This window comes from Runella defluvii (genome assembly GCF_014195535.1).
In the GTDB taxonomy this organism is placed as follows: domain Bacteria; phylum Bacteroidota; class Bacteroidia; order Cytophagales; family Spirosomataceae; genus Runella; species Runella defluvii.
The window spans coordinates 471,781-498,492 of the sequence record NZ_JACIBY010000004.1 but is presented as its reverse complement, the minus strand read 5'-3'; the positions used below and the strand labels follow the sequence as shown (position 1 = coordinate 498,492).

Sequence of the window (26,712 nt, the reverse complement as noted above, 5' to 3'; positions counted from 1 at the left end):
CCTCTTTCGCAGAAACGTCAGGTTGTGAGCAACCTGACTCACGGCGTAAGCAACCTGACTCACGGCGTAAGAACCTGACTCACATTAACACTCCGTCATACTCAGGGCCAAGCCCGCTTCTGAAGTCTCTTTGTATTTTTTGGACATATCACGCCCCGTGGCACGCATGACTTTAATGACACTATCAAACGAAATTTTCTGCATTTCGGGGTCAATCGTCATGGCCAATAAATAGGCATTGTAGGCTTTGGCAGCCCCCATGGCGTTGCGCTCAATACACGGGATTTGGACATAACCACCAATGGGGTCACAAGTCATTCCGAGGTGGTGCTCGATGCCAATCTCCGCCGCTGCTTCTACTTGGCCCATCGTTCCGCCATACGCATACATCAACATCGCCGCTCCCATGGCCGATGCCGTCCCGATTTCTCCCATACACCCCATTTCTGCTCCCGAAATACTGGCATTGTGTTTAACCAAAAAACCAATAGCCGCCGCCGCCAGCATTCCTTCTCGCATTTTTTGAGGCGAGTAATGAAAATGGTTCTTCATCAAATACGTCAACCCTGGAAATACCCCAGACGCCCCCGAAGTCGGCGCCGTCACGACAATACTTCCAGCGGCGTTTTCTTCCGAAGCTGCCAAACAATAGGCGTTTAAAAACATCAAAAAGCTATCGGTTGTAGCGGCATGGAGTTTGGCTTTTTCGTACAATAAAGCTGCTTTCCGCTGCAAGCGAATACTGCCAGGCAACAGCCCTTTGGCCCGAATTCCCCGCTTGACAGCCTTGTGCATAAACTCTAAAATCTGGTCAATTTTTCGTACTATTTCTTTTTCTGGTACTCCCGTAATGGCTTGCTCGTTTTGAATCATCAACTGCGCCAGCGTCAGTTGGTGTGTTTTCAAATGTTTTTTTAATTCGTCCATCGTACTGTAGGGGTACTTGGGTTCGCCTTGTGAGGTTCCTTCGGGCAATTGCCCTTTTTGTTGGATAAATCCCCCTCCTACCGAGTAATACTCTCCTTCCAGCAACACCTCTCCTTGGGCGTTACACAACCGCAAAATCATCGTATTTGGGTGCGGAAAGTTGGCTTTACCTTTATGATAAATGATGCTCTGTCCCGAAATGGGCACTTCCACTCCCTGAAAAGTGACGTAGTACTGTTCGGCTTCATTTTTCATCAGACCGCTCAGGTTCTTTGGGTCGCAGGTATGCGGTTGCCAGCCCAAAAGCCCGCCTACAATGGCTCGGTCGGTGCCGTGGCCTTTACCCGTGGCGCTTAGGGAGCCGTACAAATGGATTTCGAGCGTGGTAGCACGCATCGCTATTTCAGTGGGCAGCGAGGCGAGGTCTTGTAAAAAACGATACGCCGCTTTCATTGGGCCAATGGTGTGTGAGCTCGATGGCCCAGGGCCCACTTTAAATAAATCGAACAGCGAGGTGGTGATGGTATTTTTGGAAGACATATAGTAGTTTGTAAAATGAAGTGCGAGATTGTTGCCAAAAATACAAGAAAAAACGCGAACAAATCAGCTAGATTCGTTCGCGTTTTAAAGTATTAGATGCCCTATTTTTCTACTCTTCCATTCCTTCTTCGTAGGTACTTGTGCGTGAAAATATAGCATCTCTTAGTTTCTTTTGCTTCCATTTAGGAATAATGTTCGGGTTTTTGAAAATCACTTGCAACAATAATTTTTGCGTAATTGTCAAATATCGGCTCACTTTTGGTTGGTCCATCCCAAAGGTTTCGGCCAATTCCTCTTGCAAAACACCTCCTTTGAGGTACGTCAACACGAACAAAAGTGCATCTCTCGAATCACTGAAAATACTGTTTTTACGGACAGAAATTTGCTTTCTTTGGCGCTGCTGCCCCGTAAATGTGAAAAAGTAGAAATACAATTGCCATTCTTCGCGAAAAGCATAGTACAAAGCCAAAAACTCTTCGTTTTTAAGCCCTGTTAGTCTCCTAAGACCTTGTTCGTCGGCCTCAAGCTCGTTGTAGCGCCTTACTGGCATAAAGTTCATTGTCATGATGATATAAAAATTGAGAATGGGTGTGTTTAATTAACTTTTGAAAATGGGTTGATTATGAAATATAGGTTAGCTTGCGTTTCGTAACATCGTTGACGGGTTGACCATAAACCTTTTTTTGAAAGCCTTGTCAAAATTGGCCGTACTGGTATAGCCCAACTGCGACGCTATTTCTGAAATTGTCCACTTTTTTTCCAACAATTGATTTTTTGCTTCGTCTAGTTTCAGGTTCAAGTAGTACTCATACGGGGAAGTACCAAAACGAACTTTGAAACATTTCTTGAATTTTGAGACACTCATACCCGCCTCTTTTGCCAAGAAATCAATGGACGGCAAAATCATGTTTATTCCAAAAAATTGGGCTTCAATAGCCTCAATTTTCTGTAAATCCTGCCCATTCAACTGGCAGGCAACCGACTTTTTTCCTTTCAACTGCGAGCTTAAATCCGCAATTAACTGCAAACACTTTGCCTGCAACATCAATTTCCAGTTGAATGCCTCTACGTGTTCAACCAAATCGTCAATCCAGTCGGGGTAAGTACTGATGCACAAAAAACTCGCCGATTCTGACATCAATAACTCCCGTAACTTAACTTCATCAGGGTCACCCGACTCGTTAATGCCTAGTTGCTCGCACAGCCAATCTCTGTGTAAGTTTACCGACAGTACAGTAGTTTCTTGGTTAGCTTCTAACTCCAAATCGACTATCATACTTGAACTAAAAAACACGCCAGAGGTATATGATTCAAATAATCTTACATCTCCTGAGTCGTTTCTTAATTCCAACTTGTGTTTTCGAGACGACTTGATTAATTGGAGCGTCCAATACTCATTTGTCCCAAAATTCTCCTTACAAAAACCCAATGGTTGCTGAGTCACCAATTTTCCAACAAATGGAATGAAGTTTTTGTTATAAGGCACCGTGTTGACCCTCAAAAAAGAGTCTTCATAACGCATTGTAAATGTTGTCGCAGTTTCGGGAGTTGTACCTAACTGCCTCGCAAGATCATCCAGCCATTTTTCAGATGGTTGGATATTAAAATTGATTTTCATTTTAGTACATACTTATGGCGTGTGAAACAAATGTGCTTTAGGGCATAAATTTTCGACCAAAGTTCGGGTAAAGCATGTAGTACAAATGAACATACAAATGCGCAACAAACACTCTAAAATTATAATTCTGAAGTAGATTTTATGGAATCTTTGAATTTTTTGGGAGAAAGACCCGTGTTTCTTTTGAAAACTGTGTAGAACGACGACTCCGAATTAAAGCCTGAGTCAATCGCAATGGCAAACATAGTGGCTGTTTCGTTGCCAGGTTCCAGCAACAACTGCTTGGCACGGTTGATGCGATATACATTGAGAAGTTCATTAAAATTAAGCTCCCATTCGCGGTTAATGATGTAGGATAAGTGGTGCGGATTCATGCCAATTTCTTTGGCAAACTCGCTAAGGGACAACTTAACATTTAGATATAATTCTTTGGTTTCAAGGGCTTCTTTTACGCGTTGTACGTATTCTTCTCGCAACTCTGGCGCTAATTCTTTTTTCGGACTAAGGGTATTGGTCGCACTTGCGATGCGAACGGCTTGTAAACGCTCGTCTTTGACTTTAATAGGAAGCGAAACGGCAGGAACACCCGCTTGAAACCATTCCATTGTCACGGCCAAAATAGTCAGTGCGCTGATCAAACCTACTACCGTTAAAGAGACATATTGGGGTACAACGAAAAATACCTCAACTCCCATCATTAAAATACATGTCAATATACCACCTATCAATCCCTGAATACTATAGAAAAGTTTATCTTTGGTAGCTATTTCGTAATGTTTAAATACCAAAGTTTCAAGGTATATGGCCGTACCGACATTAAACAGGAAAGCGCCTCCGAGTGCCGTAAAGAAAAACGTGCTTTGGTAAAAATTATCATGTTGAACCATTCCAGCAGCATACATGTAAGAAAATGCCTTCACATACAAACCCGCTGGCACCAGCAGCCACTTGGCCGAAAACGCCTCTGTGTGCCCCAAAGCAGTCCGAACCGACTGTACAAGGGCTACGGGAATCAATAATAACAACGTTTCGGGAATCCAGCGCATGAAGCCTTTCATCATACCGATTGGGAGCAACGAAAACGCTTGGTGAATGCCTAAAATCACAAAAATAGCCCCTAAATAGTAAGGGTAGCTTTCTTTTTTAAAGCGAAAGCAAAGCACGCTCGCCCACAAGCACAGTCCGATATTGATGATGTTTGCTTCCATTTCTGTGTAGCATCAGCTATTTTGGATATAAAAATAACTCAGTTTTTCGACATTTGTATTCCAAAATAAACACATTTTAATTAAATTTTCATGTTTTAATTTCATTTTTTACCCTCTTAGACTATTCATCTTCATATCTTTTCAATAAAAATAGAACCCCCTTTTCAGAAGGTTCTATTCCTACTTTCCCTATCTTCAAGAAGCATTATTTACTCATCAGGTAATAATAATATTCATTGGGGGAGATTAAGCCGTTTTCATAAGAACCCGACCCACCTTCAGGCTTAAAGTAATACTCTGCATTGGCCAAAAACTCATCCGAACTACCACTCGCGACGTGTACTGCTTTTTTTACCCCGTTTTTAAGGCTTGAAACCGTGATTTTATATTTTGTGGCGGGAATATCATTTAGATAATACGCCTGACCAACCCCTGAAGCAATCGTAAATTTGCGTTCAATCGTTTTACCAACAGCCGATGTTCCGTCAAGGTATTTAGCTTCTGCGACGGGGGTAAATAAGACCGAAACTTCAGTTCCTGCGGGCATCTCGTCGGTAAAGGCATTGTAATTGATGAATTTTATGGTACCACCAAAATATCCTGTACCGTTTTCTTTGCTTGCGACCCTGTCAGGAATTCGTCCGCTCAATTTCCAAACAAAATCTTTCGTTGTACCGCTTGCTGGCACATTAAACGCGTCGTAATCGCTTTCTTTTTCCATCCCTAACCTGATTTGGTAGAGTTGGTCTTCAAACACTGATTCTTTCCAAGCGTATATCTTGTACCCTCCAATAGCGCTCACTGTCACACTATACTTGCCCGCCTCGTTGGTAGTGGCTGTATAATGTATATTGTTTCCGTTTGGGTTTTCGACTCTAATCCTCGCTCCTCTTAGTGGGTTGCCAGCGGCATCCTTCACCGTACCGCTAATGGTGTAAGGTTGTGCATTGTTGGGATTCATGGGGGTAACCTCGCAGGACATTACCAATAAACCTGCTAATAAAAAAAAGAATGCTGTTAATCTTGACGTTGTCATCGTACATTAATGTTTTAAAATTTTGTAAATACGGTTGAGCGATTATTCAGTGTCTCAACCAATTGATGGCTGCTTTAACTATTTCATCCTGCATCAATTCCTGAAAAGACTCTTGACCATGGATGGGTATATTGGGTTGGATGGTCTCTGGGAAACAAACCTTCGACGCATCTGCAATACGGGCGGTAGAAAAAAGGAAATAGGTCTTGTTATCATTAAAAACAAATCCATTGGTGGCATTCGCTAAGCCCGCTGTAGGTGCTCCAATGAGTACGGTGTTGCTGCGTTTGCTGAAAACGGCAGCAGTTATCTCACCAGAACTGGCAGTGCCTGGCCCTATCAACACGGCTACTTTGGCAGCTGGAAATTGGGCAATTTTGTCGTTTATAGTCGCCTGCACTTGACCATCTATCACAAAATCACCATTTTTAAATGATGCTTCGTCACTCGCTTCCCCATTTTGGCCGATATAATAACTGACGCCCCCCTCGCTAAAAAACGGAGCCAAGCCTGCCAACATAGGTCGAATATTCCCGCCGCTATTCAGACGTAGGTCTATTATCCATCCTTTGGGGTGTTGTTTGTGAAGTTTGACCACTTCATTATACAGCCAGTTGGCGTACCAGTCAATCTGTTTTTGTCCTTTTGCCCCCATATAGGGTACTACAAAATAGGCAAACCCATCAATCATTCGGGGGGCAATCTGCGGGCCGCGCTTCCATGCTGCTTTGAGCGAATCCGAATACCTTTCAACCAGTGCTGTATTATCTAGCCTAAACGAGTTATCCTCATGGTAGAAAGCCGCGTGCATGTCACCGAGTGATGTAAAAACTACTTTCAGCGCTTCAAAGGTTTCTGCCTTTGTTTTGGCTTTTTCTCGTACTTCTGCTTCTTTTTCCTTCCAATTGACACGATTGGCATACAAGGCGTTGTTTTTCAATACAATCAGGCAGGTATCAAGGTACGTTTGGACTGAGTCAGGCATCTGGGCTTTTCCTTGGTAGGCAAGGACAATCAGCAATACTACCGTCGTCAAGCAGTTATATTTGCTTCGCATACCAGCTGATTAAATGGTATTTTTAAATCTAAATTTGCCAGAAAGATTTTTACTTGAAGGTTTTTGGCAATACCCAAAACTAAACAGTGTGACCGTAAACTCCCCCTCAAAATACTCTCCTTTTCTGTTCGGAACCGCTTTCATGTTTAGAGCTCCAGGTGAAAAATAGAGTTCTGGGTCTTTACCGCTACAGTCTTTGGGGCGCATTACTATCATGCCACCTTTTCCCTCACTTTGTGTCAACTCAATGACCGCAGCCCCTGGCGTACCGTGAAGATTGTATTTAAACCCTCCCACGCTTCCGTCATAGGTATATAAAGAAAGAATATAACCATTAGGAAAGTGAGCGACAAGCTGAGAGCCAACTAGCTGTATAAATTCGCCCGAAAAATCAAGCGCTGACATTTCACTCCCGTTTTCACTTATTATAAAATACCCCTCTGGATTAATAACCACGGGCTGTCTTATCTGCATTTGCTGCACGACATTTCCGAGGTTATCTTTCCCAAGATTGCCATTGATAGTGACGTTGATATAAACCCGTTCCACCTTATCTACTTTTGCGGGAGCCTCATAAACAATAGAGCCCTCCCCTGCATTAACAATCAATTTGCCTATTTTGGGACTATAATCCCAGACTGTTTTCTTGATTACGTTGCCATAATTTACCTCTGGAAGCTGTATCTGACTGTATTCCCCTTCAAAGTTATCTTGAGGAGTTGCTTTCAATTCGATGGCGATTTCCTCTCCCTGCACAAGGCTTATTTCGCCGTTCAGGAGTTTGTTTTCTGAGTACAAATCATATTGCGAATAAAAAGTCCAATCGCTGAAGTGAGACGTTTGTACCGTCAACGTTTTATTTTGGCGGTTGCCTTTGGTTTTATTGGCCCAATAAAAATTCCCACCCTTATCTTGGTAAGCCAAAAATAACATATCAGGATTGGTGCCCTCCATCGAGATTTTATCGTAATGATAGATGAGGGTAACAGGTTTTTTGAAGTCCACATTCTCGGGCAGCAGCCTAAAAGACTTGCTTCTCGATTTTAGGACATTTTCAACTTCTTGTACGCTAAAAGTCGTGGCGGCATCGACAGCACCAGCGGGGATCTCCATCGTTATGGTTCCATCTTTGCTGGTCAGTATGCCACCCTCTTTACCTATCTGTGCCGTGGCAATTTCACCGATAGGTTGACCATGTGGCAACCTCAAAGGAGGGCTAGGCGTGTCTGGGTTTTGGGAATTGATATTGTTTCTCTCGCACGAAAAACAAATCAACAGTACACATAATGCACTGAACGAAAGGGAGAAAGCGCGCCATAAACTGGGCTTTCGGGGGGTTGTTTTCTTGGATTTCATACCTATTTTTTTTTGTACAAAATTATGCCCATTGCCACTCAGCAGCAATGGGCATATCCCCTCAAATTCATAGGTAGTAATGCTTATAATTAGGCACTTATGTGCTCAATGGCAAAGCGAAGTAGGCTATTTTTGCCGCTGAGATCCAATTTTTTGGCAATATTCATTCGGTGGTTGGAAACTGTCTTTTCACTGATAAACAACTCTTCGGCTATTTCTTTGGTGGACTTATACTGAGCCACTTTTTCCAAGATATTCATTTCGGAAGGCGTGAGTGATTCGAGTCGGAAAGAAACATCGTTTCGGTTTCGGTTTTTGTGTTTCAACAAAAAAGACGACATTTCTGGACTGATGTACGACTGATAACGGTTGACGGCAGCAATGGCATTGATGATGTCCACCACTGCGTTTTCTTTCAACACATAGCCCGACACTCCTATTTCCAATGCCTTCAAAAAACCGTCCCTTGCTTTGTGCATGGTAAGCAAAATAATAGCTACCCCAGGTTTCTTGGCCAGAATCTGCTCAGCTACTTGCAATCCATTAGCCCCAGGCATATCTATATCTAAAATAGCCATGTCAATATCATAAATCAGTGCCAAACGAATAGCCTCTGTGCCATTGTCTGCTTTACAAACTACCTCCAAGTGTGGTTTGTCTTCGATTACTTCCTGCAACCCTTTCAGAAAAATCGGGTGATCGTCAGCTATCAGAATTTTGATTTTTTCATTGTCCATAAGAAGTATCAGTTAGCAGTGGAATGACAAATTCAAACAGCGTGCCTTTCGGCTGCTTGGTAGTCACGGTCATTTTTCCTTCTAAAATTTGTAAGCGTTCTTTCATCCCTTTTAATCCAAAACCTGCGTGATTGAGATGATGATTAAAACCAACCCCATCATCACTAATCGTGATTTTTACTTGGTCGCTTTGGTGTTTTATGTGAATACTTACCTGAGAGGCAGCCGCATGTTTCACAATGTTGTTGACACATTCCTGAATAATTCTGTAGATGTTAATCTGCGCATTGTTATCAAAAAGCTGATCCACATTGTCTAAATAAATTTCATAGTCTATTTGCGCAGCGTCAAGCGTCTCTTCAACCAGGCTTTTTATAGAACTACTAAGCCCCAGCAAATCAAGCTGGTAAGGTCGCAATCCGTATGAAATATCCCTCACTTCCTGTATTGCCTCCGCGACATTCTGCGACAATGCCTCGCCCGACAGGTGAATAGAAGCTGCTGCCCCAGGCTGCGCTGCTCGTAGTATTTTATTCTTAATCAGAATCAGTTTTTGCCCCAGTCCATCGTGCAGTTCAGAAGCGATTCGTTTGCGTTCAGCTTCCTGCATACTTATCAGTTCCCGAGCAAAACGGGTCGTTTGGCGATAGGCATCTTCCTGCAAGCGCTCCTTTTCTTTTTTGTAAAAATTGAATTTGTCGGCAAGCGCAAAAGAAAGAATAACCGCCTCTATGGCTGCGCCTATAAAGAGGGAAGAGTCCGTCCAGTAGCTTTCCTCCAGCCAACCTTTCATTTTTAATTCAAAAACCACACTCATCAGTGCCAACGCGCCAAATCCAATGATGTAGAAAATGGCGGGCGCAAAGCCCTTTCTATACACCCAAATACCCGCAACAAGCCAGTAGATAAAGAGGGTAAAAACAAAAATAGCAACCAACAGGATTGCCACTTTGTAGCTCCCAACGGCATAAAATACCAGCGGTAGCAGGCAGATAGCAATCATCGGCCATCGGATTTTGTAAATGAAAGGGGCGTACGTTTGGGTTTGTAAAAATGAGTTGGTAAACAAAATGCTAAAAAAGGAAACAATGGGAAGTATCGTCGTGGTATTCAACACATCGAGCCAAGGTAAAAACAATTGTACATGGCCCGCCACTAAGTTGGTATGTAAAATAGCCGTGGATATATACCCAATGTAGTAGAGATAGACTTTTTCTCGCAAAGAAAAATAAACAAACAAATTGTACAACAACAAGGCAACTGCTACCGCCGTAAAAAAGCCATCTCCGTAAGAAATGCGGATATTGTCTTCGTACAACTTCTGCATTGTATTCAAACTCATGGAGGTCCGAATCAGCGTTTTACTGGTGGCCCGAACGTAGATTTTCAATTTTTCGCCAGAAGCCACGGGAATCGGGAAAACGAGGTTATTTGAAAACACGGGCCTCGACCGAAAATCGCCATCCCCGCTTAGCTTTAGTGCCTGAAAAGCACCCGTTTCATGTTGCTGATAGACGGTCAGATGGTGCATAAACCCTCCCTTGATTTCAAGGTACCAATCGTCGGTCTTGCTTTTATTTATTACATCAAATCGGTACCAAATGGCTTTTGAAAAATTCCCGAGAAAATCGGGGACTTTGTCATTGGACTTCACAAATGCTTCTTTTTCAACCTGTCCAAGCGTAAAAGAAGCATGAGTATCTTCGAGGTAAGAAGGATACGAGATGGCATATTTTTGAATGGTATCCGATAACGTAATCACCTGCGCAACAAGGCGCAGGCTACTTACCAGAAACAATATAAATAAAGCGGATACTCTCATGGTTTCAAATATAACAAGTATTGTACCTGAGAGCGATTAATTTGCCAGCTTAGTCGCAATTTCTTCCATCATCTCCGCAATGTTTTCCAACACAGGCCCTCCGAGTTCCGCACCCGCATTGACACCTATAAAAAAGCTTACGTCGGTTTTAGGATTATAGAGTAAGAGCGTTCTTCCCCCAAAACTGCTACCAGCATAACCGTACATTTTGGCGCCATTTTTTTCATAAAACTCTAATCCTAAGCCATATACATCTGGACTGGCGTTTCCAGTATATTCCTTTCTCATCTCTGAAAAATAGTGGGCGTTGAGTAACTTACCATGCGAAAGACCATGAATAAAATCCACAAAATCTTTTGGTTTTGCAAAGATGCTATTGCTACCTGATTCGTTGCGAAATTGTACGTATGACAAATCCGTAAAGTCAATTAGCCTACCCGCCCCTTCGACATCGGCATACAAACGTGGTGTATCTATGAGCAGGTTAGTAGGCAATTCTTTATAGAAAGTATCCGAAAGTTCGAGTGGATTATAAATGTATTTAAGAAAAGATATTTCGTGCCTCTGATTGGTAATGTGGTCGATAATGAGCGACAAAATAAGGTAATTGGTGTTGGAATAATAGACATCTGTCCCTGGCTCAAAAAATCGTCTCTTAGCTGCCTCCAAGTAATCGCTCACCTCGTAGGTACGGGCGGGGTTTTCGACGTACCCCTCAACATACTCAGAATTATGCCAATAGTCTTCAATACCAGAGCTGTGATTCAGCAGCATTCGGATGGTTATTTTGTTAGCATCAGGAATTTTGGAGAGCAAATTGGCTGGTAAGCAAGTATTGATTTTTTGATCAAGCGAGATTTTCCCAAGTTCAGCGAGCTTTAAAATAGCGGTGGCGGTGTACATTTTAGTGATGCTGTAGCCAGGCCATACTAGACACGGTCTCATTGACTTCTTTGAATCTTTGTTGAGTACTCCACTGTTGTACTGCCAATAGTTATCTCCCTTGCGTGCCAGAAATGTAATCCCTGGGAGTTTGTCAGACGTATAAGAATCAATAATGGCTTTCACCTCCGAAGCAGGAATGATTCCCTCATTAATCGCATTTTCCGCCAGACATGTCGTAGTCGGATTAGGATCTACATTGTTGTTTTTGCAACCAGTAAAAATCAAAACTGGTAGGATAATCATCAAATAGCGTTTCATATTTGTATTGCTGTAAAAATTATGAACGCAAAATTACTTGATGGCAAAACCCTAAAACATAGGCAGAAATAGTCAATTTCATAGGTAATATTGCCCAAATAGCTGACTGCCGCTACTGGTTTTACTTTAAATCTGTGCTCAAAATAAATTTTTACACAAAAAATACCGTTCGGTATTTTTTGTCCATTATATTTGCATCATCATGAATGAGACACTATCCAAAGCAGAAAGGACTAGACAATTTATTATTGAAAAAACGGCCCCTATTTTCAATGAAAAAGGGTACGCTGGGACATCCATCAATGACCTTATCCAAGCGACAGGACTAACGAAGGGTAGCATTTATGGAAATTTTGAAAATAAAGATGAGGTTGCACTGGCTGTTTTTGATTATAACCATACGAAAGTCAATGACTACATCAAAGAAAAATTGATGGCAACCGAAAATTCCATTGAACGATTACTTGTTTATCCAGCTATATACCGTAATTATTTAAAAATACCTTTTTTACGGGCTGGTTGTCCTATTTTGAATACCGCCACTGAAGCAGACGACACTCATCCCCTTTTGAAAGAAAAAGTTACCAATGCCCTTTCTTTTTGGAAAGTATCGGTAGAAAATCAGGTTAAGCGAGGAATAAACCGAGGTGAAATAAAACCAGACACCGACCCTACAGAAATTGCGGTTATTCTTATATCATTGATTGAAGGGGCATTTATGCAAGCGAAAGTAACTGATAGTTTAACAGAACTTAAGATTGCGATGAATTTTTTAGAAAAAATAATAGTGAGTTTGAAAGATTAATTTTTTTAGCCAAACGAGTAGCCTCACTGGATTTATCATAACACTTTCTGACCAAAAAGATGAAAAAAATAGGACTTGTAGGCGGTATCAGTTGGACTTCAACGCTGGATTATTACCGATTTATCAATGAAGAAACCAATAAAAGATTAGGCCATCTAAATTTTGCTGAATGTATTATTTACTCGGTCAATTTCGAAAATTTCAGCACATACAATGCTGATTATAACTGGGAGGGTACATTCCAGTTATTGTCAAACGCTGCATCAAGATTAAAAGACGCGGGTGCTGAAGTGATCGTACTGGGTGCAAATACTGCCCATATTGTTGCCGAACGAGTTGCCCAAAAAGTGGGCTTACCTCTTATCGACATCCGAGTAGCCACTGCCAATGCCATTCATAAAAGACAGTTAAAGAAAGTCGGTTTGCTGGGTACGGTTTACACCATGGAATTGGATTTCTACAAAAAGAAACTTTCCGAGGAAGGATTGGAAATAATCATACCTGCTACCAAAGCAGAAATAGATTTCATTGAAGAAACCCTTCTGCACGAATTGGGCAAGGGTATTCTTCTTCAACGTACAAAACAAGAATACATCTCCATCATAAACAGGCTTATTGAACAAGGCGCAGAAGGTATCATATTAGGTTGTACCGAAATTCCCTTACTCATTTCTCAAGAAGACATTTCTGTCCCTGTTTTCAACTCTACCCTGATTCATGCACAGGCAGCCGTTGAGTTTGCTTTAACAACCACCTAGCTTGGTTTATCTTCTAAAAACAAAGCCTAAGTAATCTATGAACAGCAAGGCTATTTTCATCGTTGGAGCTGGCGCCATTGGGAAAGCACTGGCCGCTTTTTTAAAAAGTGAGGGCAAAGAAGTTGTTTTACTGCGCGGACATCTCGACGACCATTCGGCTTACACTGAGCAAATTGAAGTTGTATTAAAAAACAGCGAAGTGATAAAAGCAGAAGTCCCCATAAGCACGATAAGCAATTACTCAGAACTGAATGGCCTTGTGGTTTTAACCAATAAGTCGTACGGAAATGCGGCTATTGCTCAAAGGCTGAAGGCAAAAATCAATGCTACTCCAATCATAATTTTACAGAATGGGCTAAATGTGGAAAAACCATTTATCGAACATAAATTTCCACAAATCTACCGCTGTGTTCTTTTTGCAACATCCCAGCTTCTGTCAGAAAATAAATTACAGTTCATGCCAGTTTCAGATTCTTCGGTGGGCATTATTTCTGGAACCAACGAGGGGTTACTTAGCATAGTTAATGAAATAAATACGCAGCATTTCAAGTTTAAAACGGAGCCGAATATATACGCTAAGATATGGTCAAAAACCATTGTTAATTGTGTCTTTAATTCCGTTTGCCCACTATTGGAAATTGACAATGGGATTTTCTATCGTAACTCAGAGGCATTAAGTATCGCTAAGACAGTAATAAACGAGTGTATTGCGGTGGCAGCCACCCAAGGCATCTTATTGAGTTCCGAAGAGGTCATAAATAGCCTCTTGCTAATCAGTCAACATTCTGACGGCCAGTTGATTTCTACTTACCAAGACATCATTAACAAACGGAAAACGGAGATTGACACATTAAACGTCGCCATTGCTACTATTGCCGATAACTTACAAGAAAAGAGACTGGCCAAGGAAACAAGCCTTTTGGGCGAATTGATACAAATTAAGTCTCAAATAGCGTTGTCTTCTCTGTCTTCTTAAACTGCACGCAAAAAACAATATAGCCCTCTAAACGGCAGACTATCTTGTTGGCTTCACCGTATTCGATGCTACAAAAAAAATGAAGCTACCAGCAATGCCAGTAGCTTCAACGAGTACAACAAAACCACAGTCAATAGGGCATGCCCTCTGTGGTCTCGTTGTAACTTTTCTATTTGGTTTTTAAGCTTCTACCAAGAATTCATCGTGTTGGCTAATATCCAACCCAACTTTTTCGTCTTCTTCTGATACACGAAGTGGCTCGATGAAGTCTGTAATCATTAAAATAACGTACGACATTACAAAAGCGAATACTGACACCAACACAAGAGCAATCATGTGGTTTTTGAAAAGGGTAAATGTACCGTAAGCCAACCCTTCGTCAACCACCGCTCCGTTTACGCCTTTTGAAGCAAAGATACCCGTCATGATCATACCCATCATACCACCTACACCGTGGCAAGGGAATACGTCAAGCGTATCGTCCAACGTAGTTTTGGTACGAAGGTGTGCCAAGTAATTTGATACCATTGATGAGATAGTACCGATGAAAATCGACTGAGGAATCGTAACGAATCCGCAGGCTGGTGTAATCGCAACCAAACCTACAACGGCTCCGATTGAGAACCCAAGGGCTGATGGCTTTTTGCCTTTTGCTGTATCGAACAATACCCACGCCAAACCTGCTGCGGCAGCTGCGGTGTTGGTAGCAGCCAATGCTGAAACTGCCAATGGACCTGCACCTACGGCCGAACCTGCGTTAAATCCAAACCATCCGAACCACAACAAACCTGTTCCTAACAATACGTAGGGGATATTGGCTGGTGGCAAAAAGTTTGCTTCTTCGTGTGAACGACGACGCTTCAAGTACAACGCACCCGCCAACGCTGCCCAACCTGCCGACATGTGTACTACAGTACCACCAGCAAAGTCAAGTACACCAAGCTTAAATAAGAAACCTTCTGGGTGCCATGTCCAGTGTGCCAAAGGAGCATATACGAAAATGCTGAACAACACCATGAACAAAATATACGAACGGAATTTGATACGCTCTGCCAACGAACCTGTCACAAGCGCAGGCGTGATTACCGCAAATTTCAATTGGAAGAATGCAAACAATGCCAATGGAATAGTAGGAGCCAATGACCAAGGCTTTCCGTCTAATACACCATTGAACATGAAGAATGTCATAGGATTTCCTACCCAGCCACCGATTGAATCACCGAAAGCCAAACTAAAACCAACGACAACCCAAACGATACTGATTACGCCCATTGCAATAAAGCTCTGAAGCATTGTTGAGATAACGTTTTTGTGGTTTACCATTCCTCCGTAGAAGTAGGCCAAGCCAGGTGTCATCAACAATACGAACGCCGTAGCAACAAGCATCCAGGCCATATCGCCTGAATTTAACCCTTCGGTTACAATTTGGGTTGGGATAGCTGGCATTAAGACTCCTAAGAGGCTAACTACCAGCAAAATCACGAGTGGGATTAAATTTTTCATAGATTTACTTGACTGGTTTTGGTTGTACTTTAATAGTTATCAAGGATTTTAAGTGGAGGCGTTGAAGGCTCCACTTAAAATAGGAATCAATTATTAGAACTTGTAAATGAGTGCTAGACCAAGCGTTGACTGTGCGTTTTTAGTGAAAGCACCTTTTGAATCTTCAAATTGTTGTTGTCCGCTTTCGCCAGCGCCTGTCAATTTTTTGTATGAATCCATGCGGAACTCAGGCTTGATCAACAAGTGACCATCTGCTACGGTAAAGTTTCCAGTAAGGGTCAATGAATTTACCGATGTTCCATTTCCAAGACGGTTAAGAAGCGCACGAGCACCTGCCGTGTTGTCGAAGTATTCGTAACGCGCACCAATGCTGAACAAATCAGAAGCTGCGTAGCTCAAATAACCTGCTGCACCACCCCAAGGTGTTGACTCTGTCAAAACAGCGCCGCCTTGGTAAGAGCCTTTTTGTGAACCAAATGCTGCGTTTGCGCCAATCAAAAGCTTGTCAGTCGCTTGAAGCGTTGTTACAAAATCAAGAACGCGGTAGTGTGCATCTGGGGTATTTCCTTGGTCGTCAGTGCTTGCTTCGTTGCTGTTGATAAAGTTAAGATATACATTCCAGCCTTTAGCAGGATTCACAAACAACTGAGATACAAAGCCTTTTTTGCGGTTGTTATCGTTCAAGTTATCTACGTTGTTGACCAAACCAAGCATCAAAGACACTTTGTCAGAGAAAGCGTACGTACCTTTCACCCCAACGTGATAGAATGGACCGTTGTTGAAAAGGTTTGACAATGAATAGTTGAAGTTTACTGGAGCATCAATTACTTCATAACCGATGTGGGTACCAAACTGACCCGCCGTGAACGTCAATTTGCTAGATGCTTTCCAGTTAAAGTACGCTTGTTTGATAGCCAATGATGTACCTCCTGAACCAAGTGGCCCGAGCAAGTTTCCGTAGTTACCAAGGTCAGCGTTTGGACCGAAAGCCAAATCAATCACTACATCTGACTTTTCGTTGCTGTATTGCATTTTAGTTTGTACCAAACCCAACGAAATTTGTCCTGATCTCTGGTCAAATACGCGAGCATAATATGCACCCAAGTTAGAACGTGAAGCTGGTTTGTTGAAATTGGCACTATAGTAAGAATCGATATATCCCGAAAATGTAAACGACCCTTTCTTCTCTTCTTCTCCTTCCGTTTTAGCTTCGGTCTTAGCTTCTACTTTAGCTTCGGTCTTAGTTTCTGTTTTGGCGTCTGACTTTTTCTCCTCAATCCCCTTAGGAAAAGCCAAAAACGTCGAAAACAAACATAAAACAAGTAATTGTAGCTTTTGCATAATATTATTTTGTTTAAGGTGGGCAATACGTGGTTTTGTTTTCCGATACAAACATGGAGCTATTTTTGTAAACATCCAAATTTTTAGTATAATTTTTGAGTATTTATTAGTAAAAAACTGCAAATTTTCGATTTTTAAGTTTATTTACGTTGAAATATTTAAGAATATATCAAAATTATTATATTTTTTATTTTATTCTGTTTTTAATCACTTTATCAAAATTTTCTTTCTCAATACCACAACCATAAAATCAACAAAACATTCAAATAGTTATATTTTAACCATACTAAACACATAAGAGATAGATATACCAAAACACAAAAAAGCCCAGCTACCGAAGTAACTGGGCCTCCAAAGGCGATAAAACGCTCGAAAACTAGAGGTTTTTCTTCTTCAACTCATCTACCGCAAACTTAGAAGCGCGTGCCGTAAATGCCATGTAGGTCAACGAAGGGTTCACACAAGACGCAGAAGTCATAAAGGCACCGTCGGTCATGAAGACGTTTTTGCAATCGTGCAACTGGTTATTTTTATTCAACACCGACGTCTTAGGATCTTTACCCATACGTGCCGTTCCCATTTCGTGGATACCGATACCGAGGTTTTTGCTGGTATCATCGTACGAACGAACGTTTTTAAGACCTGCCGCTTCGAGCATTTCGGCGGCGTCGTTGGCCATGTCTTTACGCATCTTGCGTTCGTTTTCGCCGTAAGCAGCATCAAATACCACAATTGGCATTCCCCATTTGTCTTTTTTGGTTGGGTGTAACGTAAAGCGGTTGTTTTCGTTTGGCAATACTTCACCAAAACCACCAATACCCATCGACCAGCCACCGACTTTGCTCAAATCGTCTTTGAACGAAGCACCGAAGCCTTCCATACCTACACCACGTCCCCAACCGCTGCGGCTTGCACCACCTTGGTAACCGAACCCGCGCAAGTAATCGCGCTTGTCGTTGCCCCAGTTGCGGTAGCGAGGGATATAAACTCCGTTTGGACGACGTCCGAAGTAGTATTGGTCTTGGAAACCATCAAACTCGCCCGAAGCACCTACCCCAAGGTGGTGATCCATGATGTTGCGGCCTACTTGATCGCTGTCGTTGCCCAATCCGTTGGGGAAACGGCTCGATTTTGAATTAAGTAAAATAGACGCCGACGGAATCGCCGAAGCGTTCAAGAAGATAATTTTTGCGTAGTATTCTTTTACTTCGAGGGTATTTTGGTCGATGGTCCGAACGCCCGTAGCACGGCCTTTTTTCTCGTCATAAATTACTTCCGATACAATCTTATTATTGACCAATGTCAAGCGCTTGGTTTTCATCGCCGCTGGCAACGTCGCCGACTGCGTACTGAAATAAGCTCCAAACGGACAGCCACGCATACACATGTTGCGGTACTGGCAAGCAGCGCGTCCGAGGGCAGTATGCCAGCTTTGTGGTTTTGAAAGGTGAGCAACCCGACCGATGGTAATCGTACGGCCCATCTTTTTCATTACTTCCGACTTCACGTGTTTTTCGAGGCAGTTTAGCTCCATGGCTGGCAAAAATTGCCCATCAGGAAGTACCGACAAACCATCTTTCGACCCACTGATTCCTGCAAAACGCTCGGCGTAGTCATACCAAGGCGCAATTTCGTTGTAACGTACTGGCCAATCCACCCCAACACCTTCTTTGCCGTTAGCCATGAAATCTTCTTCGTTGAAACGGTAGCTTTGACGTCCCCACAACAACGAACGGCCTCCCGTGTGGTAGGCACGAATCCAGTCAAACGGACGGGTTTCGAGGTACGGGTTTTTGCTATCGTTTTCAAACAAGTAGCGGTGTTCTTCATTGGCTGTATAGCCCGTGCGCATCCCTGCCCAATATTCTTCGGCAGCCATGTTGTCGGGGCGACCACGGTGAGCAAACTCCCACGGCGCTTTCATGGCTGTTTCGTACCCTTCAACGTGCTTGATGTCGCGACCACGCTCAATACAAAGCACGCGCAAGCCACGCTCAGTTAATTCTTTGGCAGCCCAGCCGCCACTTATTCCTGACCCTACGACGATAGCATCGTACGTCATTTCTTTTTGTGCATCTATATTCAAATACATTGGACTCTTGAATTGAAATTTGGAGAATGTGAAAATTAAAGCGCGTAGGCTTTTTGGCCTGGTTTGAGCGGAATACACGCATCATAACGCCCAGGAATAGGCACATATTCAAGGGCTTGAGTCGCACCTTGTTCGGATGTAAAGTAGCCAAATAGCGTCAATTCTTTCAACAAACGCCAGAACGGTGTTCCTTTGAGCTTTTTAGAACTTACCACTTCTTTGTCCACGTTGTCGCCTACTTTTACTTGCTGTACATTGGCGCTCTTCATCAATTCAATCGTATCTTTTTCGACTTGCTTCAAAATAGCGACTTGCTCAGCCGACGAGGTTTCCAAAAATTTCTTGCTGTGGGCTGTGGTTGCTCTTTCGTCGAGGTCTGCCAAGCCGTCCAAAAAGTTTTGTTGCTCTTGCGGTTTGTAACAATCCGCCAACATCATTTCAATAAACGGCCCTACGCCCGCTTCCTTGGCACCTGGAGTACTGGTTTTAGGAATAATGTGCTCTGCGATCTCAGCAACGAGGGTTTTCTGCGCACTCGTTAGGCTAAAAGCAGCGCCTACCGCCTGTTTTGCGGGGGTTCCTTCGCCAAAAGCCATCAACGAAGGCGCCGAAAGAGTTCCTCCCATGAGAAGGGCCACCCGCGCGATTGCGTCTCTGCGATTCATCATAGTTTTTAAGGTTAGTTGTTACACGTTTAATTATTGGGCAGGTGTAAAATTACATATGAAATGTACAATTTTTACGCATAACAAACGGTTTTTTCTCCAAACCCATATACATCTACGGTATTAAAGTTTTGAATTTGAGCGCATTTGCTTGATTTGCTGCTATCTACGGCTTTTTAATGCAGTTAAAAAAATCCTTTTTTTTCTTTTGGTAATACGCGACATGCACCCTCTAATCCTTCGGGCGATTTTCCTTTCATCCATTTTATCTTTTGTTGTATGGCTTTCCAACCTTTTTCTTTCGCTTTCAAACTACTTGTTGGCTTGGCTTTGAGCTTTTCCCTCTCCGCCCAGCACCAGCCCATAGCCTCGGGGGTATATGTATGGAAAGGCCTGCCTGTATCAAAAAAGGCTTCAGTAGAACAACGACAAATTTTAGAAGGAACGACGCCTGCTTTCAAACACCTCAAAGTGCATGCAACAACCCTGAAACCTCACCAAGCACCCCACCCTAGCCACAAACACAGCGACGAAGAACTTGTCATTGTAAAAGAAGGAGAACTGACGGTGACGATTGAGGGATTCAAGATAAAAAAGTCACCAACACGTTGTAAATTGAACTAAGCCTTTCCCCGCTTTTAAATATCTAAATCTACCCCTTTTTCTCTCAAAAAAATTCTCAAAAGTTTATTTTCTTGCTTCAAATATTCAATATCTCTCTCATTTGTTGCACTTTTTGCTTGTAAAGATTTCTCACCAGTAAAAACCCAGTTTAAATCTAAATCATAGTAGGCTTCTTTCAGTAAGCTTAGTGTTTCAAAATTTGGCTTTCCTTTACCTTGTTCAATGTTATAGATCGCCTGTGGATGTTTTCCAATTGTACGAGAAACAACAGCAGCTCCTCCCTTGCTTTCAATAAATGTGAGTATTCGTAGTACTCTTTCGTCCAAAGTCTTGTTCATAATAAATTGTAATATAAAGCTAAAGAAGTAACTTCAAAACTAGAAGCTTCAAATTTGAGATTATAAAAACGCTTCTTTAAACATAAAAATTTTTATCTACAAAAGGTAATTTTATTTAAAAAAATCAAAACCAAAAACAAAACCATTGTATATCAGTACATTAATTAAAAGAACACCATAAATACAATTCTATTTAATGGCTCTATGCAATAATGAAAAATACAAATTATATTCAAAATACTTATTTTCTCTTGTTAAATATATAGACCACGATTAATACAAAAATTTATACCGAAACTCCTAATTGTTTCAGTTTTTTAACCGCGTTTTGATGCCTATCCATCAATAGACAATATACACTACTGGATTAGGAACATCGTAGTATAACTTCCAAGTCCCCCCCTTATTACCCACCTATACATTCTAAATCGAAATTTTAGGAGCAAAAGCACTTATCCTCCTAGATTCCTCAAGTCAACCCCTTTTTCGGCTAAAAATATTTTAAGAATACCATTTTCCCTTCTTAATGCCTCAACCTCATGCTTTAGCATCTGTAATTCATACTCAACTGGTAATTTTACGGCTTCAGAATCACTTCCAAAAAACATTTCGCCAGTTCCATAACGTAACCAATCTCCATTGAAATCAGGCCGAATCTTTTTGACAGATTCTATAATTTTTTCTAGTACCGCCTCTTTCATTCCAAATTCATCATTAATCCAGTTGTATATATTTTTAGCTCTTGATTCTCCAAGACACTTTTTTTCAAAATTGGCGGGTTTTAAGCCCAGCGCCTGAATAAGCTGTTTCAGTCTTTTACCTTTCATAAATAATTTTTATTTACTGATGGATTATTTGGTGAATAATGAATCGTAAATATATCTAATTATACAAATTAAATTGACAATAATTTGTATAAAATTTCTTCAATCAATTTTTCATAGCGTATATTGAAAAAATAAGCACTTCTAGTGTAAGAAATTTATCTAATTTAATTATACGCCCCCTAAAACATTAAAACCAATGCTCTTTTTTCTTTTGTTGGTATGCTCAAAGTTTTCTCCTATTGAAGCTCTTTCATCCATTTTATCTTTTGTTGTATGGCTTTCCAACCTTTTTCATTCGCTTTCAAACTAATTGTTGGCTTGGCTTTGAGCTTTTCCCTCTCCGCCCAGCACCAGCCCATAGCCTCGGGGGTATATGTATGGAAAGACCTGCCTGTGTCAAAAAAGGCTTCAGTAGAACAACGGCAAATTTTAGAAGGAACGACGCCCGCTTTCAAACACCTCAAAGTGCATGCAACAACCCTGAAACCTCACCAAGCACCCCACCCTAGCCACAAACACAGCGACGAAGAACTTGTCATTGTAAAAGAAGGAGAACTGACGGTGATGATTGAAGGAAAAACCGAGACGCTCGAAGCGGGTAGCATCGCGCTCATTATGCCTGGCGACGAGCACGGATTTGAAAACAAAACCAATGCTCCTGTCACCTATTATATCATGCGCTACGAGGCCGTAGAAGGAGTCGATTTGGAGCGTGGCAAAAAGGCTGGAGGTTCGTTTGTGGTGCACTGGAACCAAGTAGAATTCAAACCACATGATAAAGGAGGGCGTCGTAATTTTTTTGATCGAGCTACCGCACACGCCAAGCGTTTTGAAATGCACGTAACGACGCTCAACGAGGGCTTGATGAGTCATCCGCCCCATACCCACAAAGCTGCTGAGATTTTATTGCTCACTCACCAACAAGCCGAAGAAAGTATTGATGGGAAGTGGTTGAGTTCGGACGTAGGTGACATTATTTTCTTACAATCAAACGTCCCCCACGCCCTACGAAATACCAGTAAAGGCAGCTGCACTTACTTTGCTTTTCAATTTGAGTAATGAATGGCATTTTTTCCCCGCAGAACACGCAGATTTAAAAACGCTGACTTTCGCAGAAAATCGGCGCTTTGCGCTTCCCGTCTGCGTGGATGGCATTTTCTCCCCGCAGAACACGCAGATTTAAAAAAAACGCAGACTTTCGCAGAAAATCGGCGGTTTGTGCTCCCTGTCTGCGCACATCTGCGTGGATTTAATCTGCGTTTATCTGCGGGAAAACATTACAAACGAAATTGATTTAACGCTTCTGCTGTTTAAGAAAATCGGCAACATCCACCAAAGGTGCTACCCAAATGTCTTTTTCGTGTTGTTTGAGGAAATGTACCAATTCGCGGTGCGCCGCCAACGAAACATCCAGCGAATGCTCCCCTCCTACGCCGTGAAACACAAAAACTAAGAGCGTATTGGTTTGCATTGCCTTTTTTACCAAAGAGGTCATTTTCTCCCCTGAGTCGTTGTTGACAATATACCCATCGGTGTAGTATAAATCAATCTGATCTACTGGGTGCATTTCGCCCCGTACGCCACGCGCCGCCATCAATTCCCCCTTGAGGCCATCCATAAAAAACTGCGTTCCCACTTTGGCATCGCCGCAGGTATAGGCAAACGTCCGACTTTTTTTACCGTCAATGGCTTCTAAAAGTACATTGGTCACTTTGATTTCTTCGGTGATGCGTTTGAGGGTGTATTTACTCAAATCATTTTCAGGATTAACCCACTGACGCCCAGGCAAGGACGCATCGCAAGGATGAAATAGGGTGTGATTCCCAAGCTCGTGGCCGCGTTGGGCCGCCTTTCGCCAATCTTGCAAGCGCTGGGTAAAGCCTGGAAAAGAGCCTGAAATGTAAAACGTTCCTTTAAACCCCGCCGAATCTAAAGCGGGAATGGCATTGTTGAGGTGAACATTCAGGGCATCGTCGTAGGTAAGTACGACGGCGCATTTTTTCCCGTTCCAAGGTTGTTGAGCAAAACTCGCAAGTGATACGCCTAAAAAAAGACAAAGTAAGCGGATTGAATTCATGATTGTTAGTGATGAGTTATGAGATTTAAGTGATGAGGAGACTGTGCAAAGGGTTTCTCAAAACCCGCTTCGTCGCATCGTGAAGACTTAGTAAGTTTCCAAAACTTACTAAGTCTATCTCGCCCACATTAGCGCTTTGCAGGTTCGTCCGTTCGGAAGGGCGACGCTGGCAATCCTTCTTTGTTGTAAAAATTGACATTTTCGGGGTTATCTGCCCACGCATAACGCACGTACAAAGGTGCAGAAACAGTGTCGTTCCAAACAACAATTTCATTTTTTCCTTCAATGCGTGCTTGCGCCCACACAAACTTTTTATCAGCTCCCGCTACGGCAAACCAGCGCAGTTCGTCGTCGTCTTTGGAAACAATGCCACTGCCTGTTTGGTCAAAACGTAGTCGAATTTTACCATTTTCGGACGTGGCTGAGGTCAAAAGCGGCCCAGAATGCACTACATTTTGGTCGCCGTAGGCTAGTTTTTGGGCGGCTAATGATAAGCGATACCCAATGTCTTTCTTGTTCAACGGGTGAATGTCATTCCACTCGCCGAGGTCAATCGTGACGGCCAAAGCGGTATTGGGAACGGATAATAGGTTCAACTGCCCTTCGCGCAACACCGCCCATTGGCTTTCGGACGGCAAATAATCGACCTCCATAAAATTGGCCAATTGTACCCCAAAGAAAGGCAAATCACCCTGCCCCCAGCGGCTGCGCCAATCCTGAACCAAGGTAGGAAGTAAGGCACGGTAAGGCTCGGGATTTCCAGTATTAGACTCCCCTTGATACCACAAAAAACCCTTGGCGGCGGTCGATACCAGCGGCGCAATCATGGCATTAAATAAGGCGGAAGGTTGGTTTTGAGCCGAAAAATTCACTCCATTGTCTTTCGCAGGAGGAAAAGCTTCGCCCACTTTACACCACCAATCTCCCTTAATGTCAACCACTTGCCCGTTGGCTACCAATGAATAGTTTTTGTCAGGAACAAATCCTCCTTTACCCGCTTGGTTGACCACCCGCACGACGAGGGTATTTTTGCCTTCTTTCAGTACTCCCGCAGGAATTTCGTAACGGCGGGGCGGGTATTGGTAGGTAATGTTTCCCACCTGTTTGCCGTTGACGTAGGCAATATCAGCATCCACAATTCGTCCCAAAAACAATTTAGCCGAAACTCCCGTCATGGAGGCAGGGACGTCGATTTCTTTGCGGTACCACACTACCCCATTAAGGTCTTTGATGCCTTGGTCTTCCCAGTAGCCAGGCACGTTCATTCGCCGCCACCCTTTCGGAACGTAGTCTACTGAATACCAAGGAATTGTTTCGCTCATGCCTTTGTCTTGCGATTTTCGGGGGGTATTGGCCGCTGCCATTTGTTTCAGCAACGACTTTACGTAAAGGCTATCTTTATTTTTCTGTAATGTGGCTGTCAACTCTGGAAACTTCGTCAATCCCTCCTCACCAATCCACGCTTCGATGGGCGTTCCGCCTACGCTGGAGTTTATCAAACCAATGGGAACGTGGTATTTTTCGTACAGATTTCTTGCAAAAAAATACGCAATCGCCGAAAATTGAAGCACATCTTTGGGATTGGCGACTTTCCAACTTCCCGACGGAAAATCGTCTCGTTTTTGTTGCAAATCAGTCAAAGTAGCCACAAAAAACAATCGAATTTCGGGGTAATTGGCCGACGCAATGTCTTCGGGGTATTTTTCCTTTACGCGTTCCATCGGTATCACCATGTTCGACTGCCCCGCACAAATCCAAACATCACCAAAAAGTACATTGCTGACCTTCACTTCATTTTTTCCCCGAAAGAACAAGTCAAAAGGACCTCCTGCGGGTTGAGCTGGCAGCTTAATTTCCCATTTGCCCGTGGCATCGGCTTGGGTTTTGTACTGTTTGTTTTTAAACAAAAGGCTCACTTTTTCTTGGGGAGATGCCCACCCCCACAGCCGCAGCGATTGATCACGCTGAAGCACCATGCCGTCGCTAATGAGGCGCGGCAAACGAAGTTGAGCCACACACAGGGCATGGCTCAACAACAAAATTCCAAGGACGATTTTTAGAATCCTCATGGTTTGAATAGTACAATAGCCTCCCTCAAGTGGATAACTTTCCAAAGGCCGTTAACGATAGGTTAAAGAAACGAAAGCAAGGTTATTTATAAGGCTCAATTGTCTGAATAGAACCGTCAGAGTTGTGCTTTAATTCAGTGACTTTGATGTTGCGCAGGTGCGTTTTTCCTGTAAGTTGTACGTCGTGATAAAACAAGTACCACTTTCCTTTAAATTCCACAATCGAATGGTGATTTGTCCAGCCTTGCACGGGTTTTAAGACAATTCCTTTGTACGTAAAAGGGCCATAAGGCGTATCCCCGACGGCATAAGCTATGTTGTGCGTGTCGCCCGTTGAATACGAGAAATAGTATTTACCGTTGTACTTGTGTACCCATGCTGCCTCAAAAAAACGTTTATCTTTATCGTCTTCCATGAGCAGTTTGCCATTTTCGTCCAAAATTTTCACCTCTTTTACTTCTTCAGCAAAACTCTTCATGTCGGCCGACAATTTCGCTACCCGTGGTAGCAAGGCCGTCTCACCTTTTTTGGGATAATCTGTTTTTCCCAAATACGTATTCCCTTTCCAACGTTGCAGTTGTCCACCCCAAATTCCACCAAAATAGAGGTAATAACTGCCGTTTGTATCCTTAAAAACCGACGGGTCGATACTATAACTGCCCTTGATTGGTTCTTTTTCAGCCACGAAAGGCCCTTCTGGTTTTTTGCTCGTCGCTACACCGATACGAAAAATATCTTCTTTGTCTTTGGCAGGAAAATAAAGGTAATACGTCCCGTTTTTAAACTCTGCATCAGGCGCCCAAAGCTGACGACTCACCCACGGAACGTCTTTTATATCAAGCGCCACGCCGTGGTCTGTTACTTTTCCGTCGATGGCACCCATGGAAAAAACGTGGTAGTCTTTCATGTCAAAATGCCCACCGTCGTCGTCACGTTTGGTGTCAGATTCAATATCGTGCGACGGGTAAATGTAAATTTTACCGTTAAAAACGTGAGCAGATGGGTCGGCCGTAAACAAATGAGACACCAACGGTTGCGAAATTGGCGTTTTTTTCTGCGCTTGTCCTGTCAAAGCTGCTGCCAAAAGCAGTGAAATTCCAACGTACTTGAGTTGCATTATTTATAGTAAAAGG

At 42.7% G+C, this 26,712-nt stretch carries 24 protein-coding genes; 5 read left to right on the top strand and 19 right to left on the bottom strand.

The window, feature by feature from the left end; translation table 11 throughout:
• Nucleotides 1-84 precede the first annotated feature (84 nt).
• From FHS57_RS12065 to FHS57_RS12020, 10 genes are all read right to left on the bottom strand, one after another.
• Nucleotides 85-1,467 (bottom strand): L-serine ammonia-lyase, encoded by a 1,383-nt coding sequence (locus tag FHS57_RS12065; RefSeq protein WP_183973900.1) that lies wholly within the window; start codon nucleotides 1,465-1,467, stop codon nucleotides 85-87.
• 109 nt (nucleotides 1,468-1,576) lie between these two features.
• Entirely contained in the window at nucleotides 1,577-2,032 is a 456-nt protein-coding gene (locus FHS57_RS12060; RefSeq protein WP_084332128.1) for a transposase family protein, read from the bottom strand.
• 69 nt (nucleotides 2,033-2,101) lie between these two features.
• Complete coding sequence (locus FHS57_RS12055) at nucleotides 2,102-3,085, bottom strand: helix-turn-helix domain-containing protein (RefSeq protein WP_183973898.1); 984 nt, start codon at nucleotides 3,083-3,085, stop codon at nucleotides 2,102-2,104.
• A 119-nt stretch (nucleotides 3,086-3,204) separates the two neighbouring features.
• Nucleotides 3,205-4,293 carry a helix-turn-helix domain-containing protein gene (locus FHS57_RS12050; RefSeq protein WP_183973895.1) on the bottom strand — a complete coding sequence of 363 codons (1,089 nt, stop codon included), beginning with the start codon at nucleotides 4,291-4,293 and terminating at the stop codon, nucleotides 3,205-3,207.
• A gap of 205 nt (nucleotides 4,294-4,498) precedes the next feature.
• The gene (locus FHS57_RS12045) at nucleotides 4,499-5,329 is read right to left on the bottom strand and encodes a carboxypeptidase-like regulatory domain-containing protein (RefSeq protein ID WP_221225611.1); all 831 of its coding nucleotides are present in this window, start codon (nucleotides 5,327-5,329) and stop codon (nucleotides 4,499-4,501) included.
• A 46-nt stretch (nucleotides 5,330-5,375) separates the two neighbouring features.
• Nucleotides 5,376-6,386, bottom strand: coding sequence for a S41 family peptidase (locus FHS57_RS12040; RefSeq protein WP_183973891.1), 1,011 nt, complete (start codon nucleotides 6,384-6,386; stop codon nucleotides 5,376-5,378).
• Nucleotides 6,387-6,395: 9 nt separating this feature from the next.
• Nucleotides 6,396-7,742, bottom strand: coding sequence for a hypothetical protein (locus tag FHS57_RS12035; protein WP_183973889.1), 1,347 nt, complete (start codon nucleotides 7,740-7,742; stop codon nucleotides 6,396-6,398).
• 89 nt (nucleotides 7,743-7,831) lie between these two features.
• Nucleotides 7,832-8,479, bottom strand: a complete 648-nt coding sequence (locus FHS57_RS12030) for a response regulator (protein WP_183973887.1) — start codon at nucleotides 8,477-8,479, stop codon at nucleotides 7,832-7,834.
• Entirely contained in the window at nucleotides 8,469-10,301 is a 1,833-nt protein-coding gene (locus tag FHS57_RS12025) for a sensor histidine kinase (RefSeq protein ID WP_183973885.1), read from the bottom strand. The genes FHS57_RS12030 and FHS57_RS12025 overlap by 11 nt, the downstream gene beginning before the upstream one ends.
• A gap of 36 nt (nucleotides 10,302-10,337) precedes the next feature.
• The gene (locus tag FHS57_RS12020; RefSeq protein WP_183973883.1) at nucleotides 10,338-11,504 is read right to left on the bottom strand and encodes a serine hydrolase domain-containing protein; all 1,167 of its coding nucleotides are present in this window, start codon (nucleotides 11,502-11,504) and stop codon (nucleotides 10,338-10,340) included.
• A 202-nt stretch (nucleotides 11,505-11,706) separates the two neighbouring features.
• Between FHS57_RS12020 and FHS57_RS12015 the strand changes: the two genes are divergently transcribed.
• From FHS57_RS12015 to FHS57_RS12005, 3 genes are read left to right on the top strand one after another with little or no spacing between them, the layout of a single operon-like run.
• Nucleotides 11,707-12,309, top strand: coding sequence for a TetR/AcrR family transcriptional regulator (locus FHS57_RS12015; RefSeq protein WP_183973881.1), 603 nt, complete (start codon nucleotides 11,707-11,709; stop codon nucleotides 12,307-12,309).
• A gap of 59 nt (nucleotides 12,310-12,368) precedes the next feature.
• Nucleotides 12,369-13,067, top strand: a complete 699-nt coding sequence (locus FHS57_RS12010; RefSeq protein WP_183973879.1) for an aspartate/glutamate racemase family protein — start codon at nucleotides 12,369-12,371, stop codon at nucleotides 13,065-13,067.
• Between the two features lie 37 nt (nucleotides 13,068-13,104).
• Nucleotides 13,105-14,043 carry a ketopantoate reductase family protein gene (locus FHS57_RS12005; protein ID WP_183973877.1) on the top strand — a complete coding sequence of 313 codons (939 nt, stop codon included), beginning with the start codon at nucleotides 13,105-13,107 and terminating at the stop codon, nucleotides 14,041-14,043.
• A gap of 180 nt (nucleotides 14,044-14,223) precedes the next feature.
• Here FHS57_RS12005 and FHS57_RS12000 read toward each other — a convergent pair whose 3' ends face one another.
• The 4 genes from FHS57_RS12000 to FHS57_RS11985 all read right to left on the bottom strand — a co-directional run bounded on the left by FHS57_RS12000 (nucleotide 14,224) and on the right by FHS57_RS11985 (nucleotide 19,647).
• The gene (locus tag FHS57_RS12000) at nucleotides 14,224-15,546 is read right to left on the bottom strand and encodes an ammonium transporter (RefSeq protein WP_028522737.1); all 1,323 of its coding nucleotides are present in this window, start codon (nucleotides 15,544-15,546) and stop codon (nucleotides 14,224-14,226) included.
• Nucleotides 15,547-15,639: 93 nt separating this feature from the next.
• The gene (locus tag FHS57_RS11995) at nucleotides 15,640-16,887 is read right to left on the bottom strand and encodes a porin (protein ID WP_229601325.1); all 1,248 of its coding nucleotides are present in this window, start codon (nucleotides 16,885-16,887) and stop codon (nucleotides 15,640-15,642) included.
• 376 nt (nucleotides 16,888-17,263) lie between these two features.
• On the bottom strand, nucleotides 17,264-18,979 hold the full coding sequence (locus FHS57_RS11990) for a GMC oxidoreductase (protein ID WP_183973873.1): 1,716 nt from the start codon (nucleotides 18,977-18,979) through the stop codon (nucleotides 17,264-17,266).
• 35 nt (nucleotides 18,980-19,014) lie between these two features.
• On the bottom strand, nucleotides 19,015-19,647 hold the full coding sequence (locus tag FHS57_RS11985; RefSeq protein ID WP_310586991.1) for a gluconate 2-dehydrogenase subunit 3 family protein: 633 nt from the start codon (nucleotides 19,645-19,647) through the stop codon (nucleotides 19,015-19,017).
• A 276-nt stretch (nucleotides 19,648-19,923) separates the two neighbouring features.
• Between FHS57_RS11985 and FHS57_RS11980 the strand changes: the two genes are divergently transcribed.
• Nucleotides 19,924-20,268 carry a cupin domain-containing protein gene (locus FHS57_RS11980; RefSeq protein WP_183973871.1) on the top strand — a complete coding sequence of 115 codons (345 nt, stop codon included), beginning with the start codon at nucleotides 19,924-19,926 and terminating at the stop codon, nucleotides 20,266-20,268.
• 14 nt (nucleotides 20,269-20,282) lie between these two features.
• Here the strand turns inward: FHS57_RS11980 and FHS57_RS11975 are convergent, their stop codons facing one another.
• The gene (locus FHS57_RS11975) at nucleotides 20,283-20,606 is read right to left on the bottom strand and encodes a helix-turn-helix domain-containing protein (RefSeq protein ID WP_183973869.1); all 324 of its coding nucleotides are present in this window, start codon (nucleotides 20,604-20,606) and stop codon (nucleotides 20,283-20,285) included.
• Nucleotides 20,607-21,058: 452 nt separating this feature from the next.
• Nucleotides 21,059-21,433 (bottom strand): hypothetical protein, encoded by a 375-nt coding sequence (locus tag FHS57_RS11970; RefSeq protein ID WP_183973866.1) that lies wholly within the window; start codon nucleotides 21,431-21,433, stop codon nucleotides 21,059-21,061.
• A 273-nt stretch (nucleotides 21,434-21,706) separates the two neighbouring features.
• Here FHS57_RS11970 and FHS57_RS11965 point away from each other — a divergent pair, with 273 nt between their 5' ends.
• On the top strand, nucleotides 21,707-22,492 hold the full coding sequence (locus FHS57_RS11965) for a cupin domain-containing protein (protein WP_183973864.1): 786 nt from the start codon (nucleotides 21,707-21,709) through the stop codon (nucleotides 22,490-22,492).
• 235 nt (nucleotides 22,493-22,727) lie between these two features.
• Here the strand turns inward: FHS57_RS11965 and FHS57_RS11960 are convergent, their stop codons facing one another.
• From FHS57_RS11960 to FHS57_RS11950, 3 genes are all read right to left on the bottom strand, one after another.
• Entirely contained in the window at nucleotides 22,728-23,510 is a 783-nt protein-coding gene (locus FHS57_RS11960) for a polysaccharide deacetylase family protein (RefSeq protein WP_183973862.1), read from the bottom strand.
• A 128-nt stretch (nucleotides 23,511-23,638) separates the two neighbouring features.
• Nucleotides 23,639-25,579 (bottom strand): sialate O-acetylesterase, encoded by a 1,941-nt coding sequence (locus FHS57_RS11955; protein ID WP_183973860.1) that lies wholly within the window; start codon nucleotides 25,577-25,579, stop codon nucleotides 23,639-23,641.
• Nucleotides 25,580-25,661: 82 nt separating this feature from the next.
• Nucleotides 25,662-26,696, bottom strand: a complete 1,035-nt coding sequence (locus FHS57_RS11950) for a glycoside hydrolase family 43 protein (protein WP_183973858.1) — start codon at nucleotides 26,694-26,696, stop codon at nucleotides 25,662-25,664.
• Nucleotides 26,697-26,712: the final 16 nt, after the last annotated feature.

Excerpts from the sequence above, each read along its gene's own strand:
- FHS57_RS11995 (WP_229601325.1), bottom strand. The coding sequence starts at position 16,887 with ATGCAAAAGCTACAATTACTTGTTTTATGTTTGTTTTCGACGTTTTTG.
- FHS57_RS12045 (WP_221225611.1), bottom strand. The coding sequence starts at position 5,329 with ATGACAACGTCAAGATTAACAGCATTCTTTTTTTTATTAGCAGGTTTA.
- FHS57_RS11955 (WP_183973860.1), bottom strand. The coding sequence starts at position 25,579 with ATGAGGATTCTAAAAATCGTCCTTGGAATTTTGTTGTTGAGCCATGCC.
- FHS57_RS11970 (WP_183973866.1), bottom strand. The coding sequence starts at position 21,433 with ATGAAAGGTAAAAGACTGAAACAGCTTATTCAGGCGCTGGGCTTAAAA.
- FHS57_RS11960 (WP_183973862.1), bottom strand. The coding sequence starts at position 23,510 with ATGAATTCAATCCGCTTACTTTGTCTTTTTTTAGGCGTATCACTTGCG.
- FHS57_RS12000 (WP_028522737.1), bottom strand. The coding sequence starts at position 15,546 with ATGAAAAATTTAATCCCACTCGTGATTTTGCTGGTAGTTAGCCTCTTA.
- FHS57_RS11965 (WP_183973864.1), top strand. The coding sequence starts at position 21,707 with ATGGCTTTCCAACCTTTTTCATTCGCTTTCAAACTAATTGTTGGCTTG.
- FHS57_RS12040 (WP_183973891.1), bottom strand. The coding sequence starts at position 6,386 with ATGCGAAGCAAATATAACTGCTTGACGACGGTAGTATTGCTGATTGTC.
- FHS57_RS11985 (WP_310586991.1), bottom strand. The coding sequence starts at position 19,647 with ATGATGAATCGCAGAGACGCAATCGCGCGGGTGGCCCTTCTCATGGGA.
- FHS57_RS12015 (WP_183973881.1), top strand. The coding sequence starts at position 11,707 with ATGAATGAGACACTATCCAAAGCAGAAAGGACTAGACAATTTATTATT.
- FHS57_RS12035 (WP_183973889.1), bottom strand. The coding sequence starts at position 7,742 with ATGAAATCCAAGAAAACAACCCCCCGAAAGCCCAGTTTATGGCGCGCT.
- FHS57_RS12050 (WP_183973895.1), bottom strand. The coding sequence starts at position 4,293 with ATGGAAGCAAACATCATCAATATCGGACTGTGCTTGTGGGCGAGCGTG.
- FHS57_RS12030 (WP_183973887.1), bottom strand. The coding sequence starts at position 8,479 with ATGGACAATGAAAAAATCAAAATTCTGATAGCTGACGATCACCCGATT.
- FHS57_RS11975 (WP_183973869.1), bottom strand. The coding sequence starts at position 20,606 with ATGAACAAGACTTTGGACGAAAGAGTACTACGAATACTCACATTTATT.
- FHS57_RS11980 (WP_183973871.1), top strand. The coding sequence starts at position 19,924 with ATGGCTTTCCAACCTTTTTCTTTCGCTTTCAAACTACTTGTTGGCTTG.
- FHS57_RS12065 (WP_183973900.1), bottom strand. The coding sequence starts at position 1,467 with ATGTCTTCCAAAAATACCATCACCACCTCGCTGTTCGATTTATTTAAA.
- FHS57_RS12060 (WP_084332128.1), bottom strand. The coding sequence starts at position 2,032 with ATGACAATGAACTTTATGCCAGTAAGGCGCTACAACGAGCTTGAGGCC.
- FHS57_RS12020 (WP_183973883.1), bottom strand. The coding sequence starts at position 11,504 with ATGAAACGCTATTTGATGATTATCCTACCAGTTTTGATTTTTACTGGT.
- FHS57_RS12055 (WP_183973898.1), bottom strand. The coding sequence starts at position 3,085 with ATGAAAATCAATTTTAATATCCAACCATCTGAAAAATGGCTGGATGAT.
- FHS57_RS12010 (WP_183973879.1), top strand. The coding sequence starts at position 12,369 with ATGAAAAAAATAGGACTTGTAGGCGGTATCAGTTGGACTTCAACGCTG.
- FHS57_RS11990 (WP_183973873.1), bottom strand. The coding sequence starts at position 18,979 with ATGTATTTGAATATAGATGCACAAAAAGAAATGACGTACGATGCTATC.
- FHS57_RS12005 (WP_183973877.1), top strand. The coding sequence starts at position 13,105 with ATGAACAGCAAGGCTATTTTCATCGTTGGAGCTGGCGCCATTGGGAAA.
- FHS57_RS11950 (WP_183973858.1), bottom strand. The coding sequence starts at position 26,696 with ATGCAACTCAAGTACGTTGGAATTTCACTGCTTTTGGCAGCAGCTTTG.
- FHS57_RS12025 (WP_183973885.1), bottom strand. The coding sequence starts at position 10,301 with ATGAGAGTATCCGCTTTATTTATATTGTTTCTGGTAAGTAGCCTGCGC.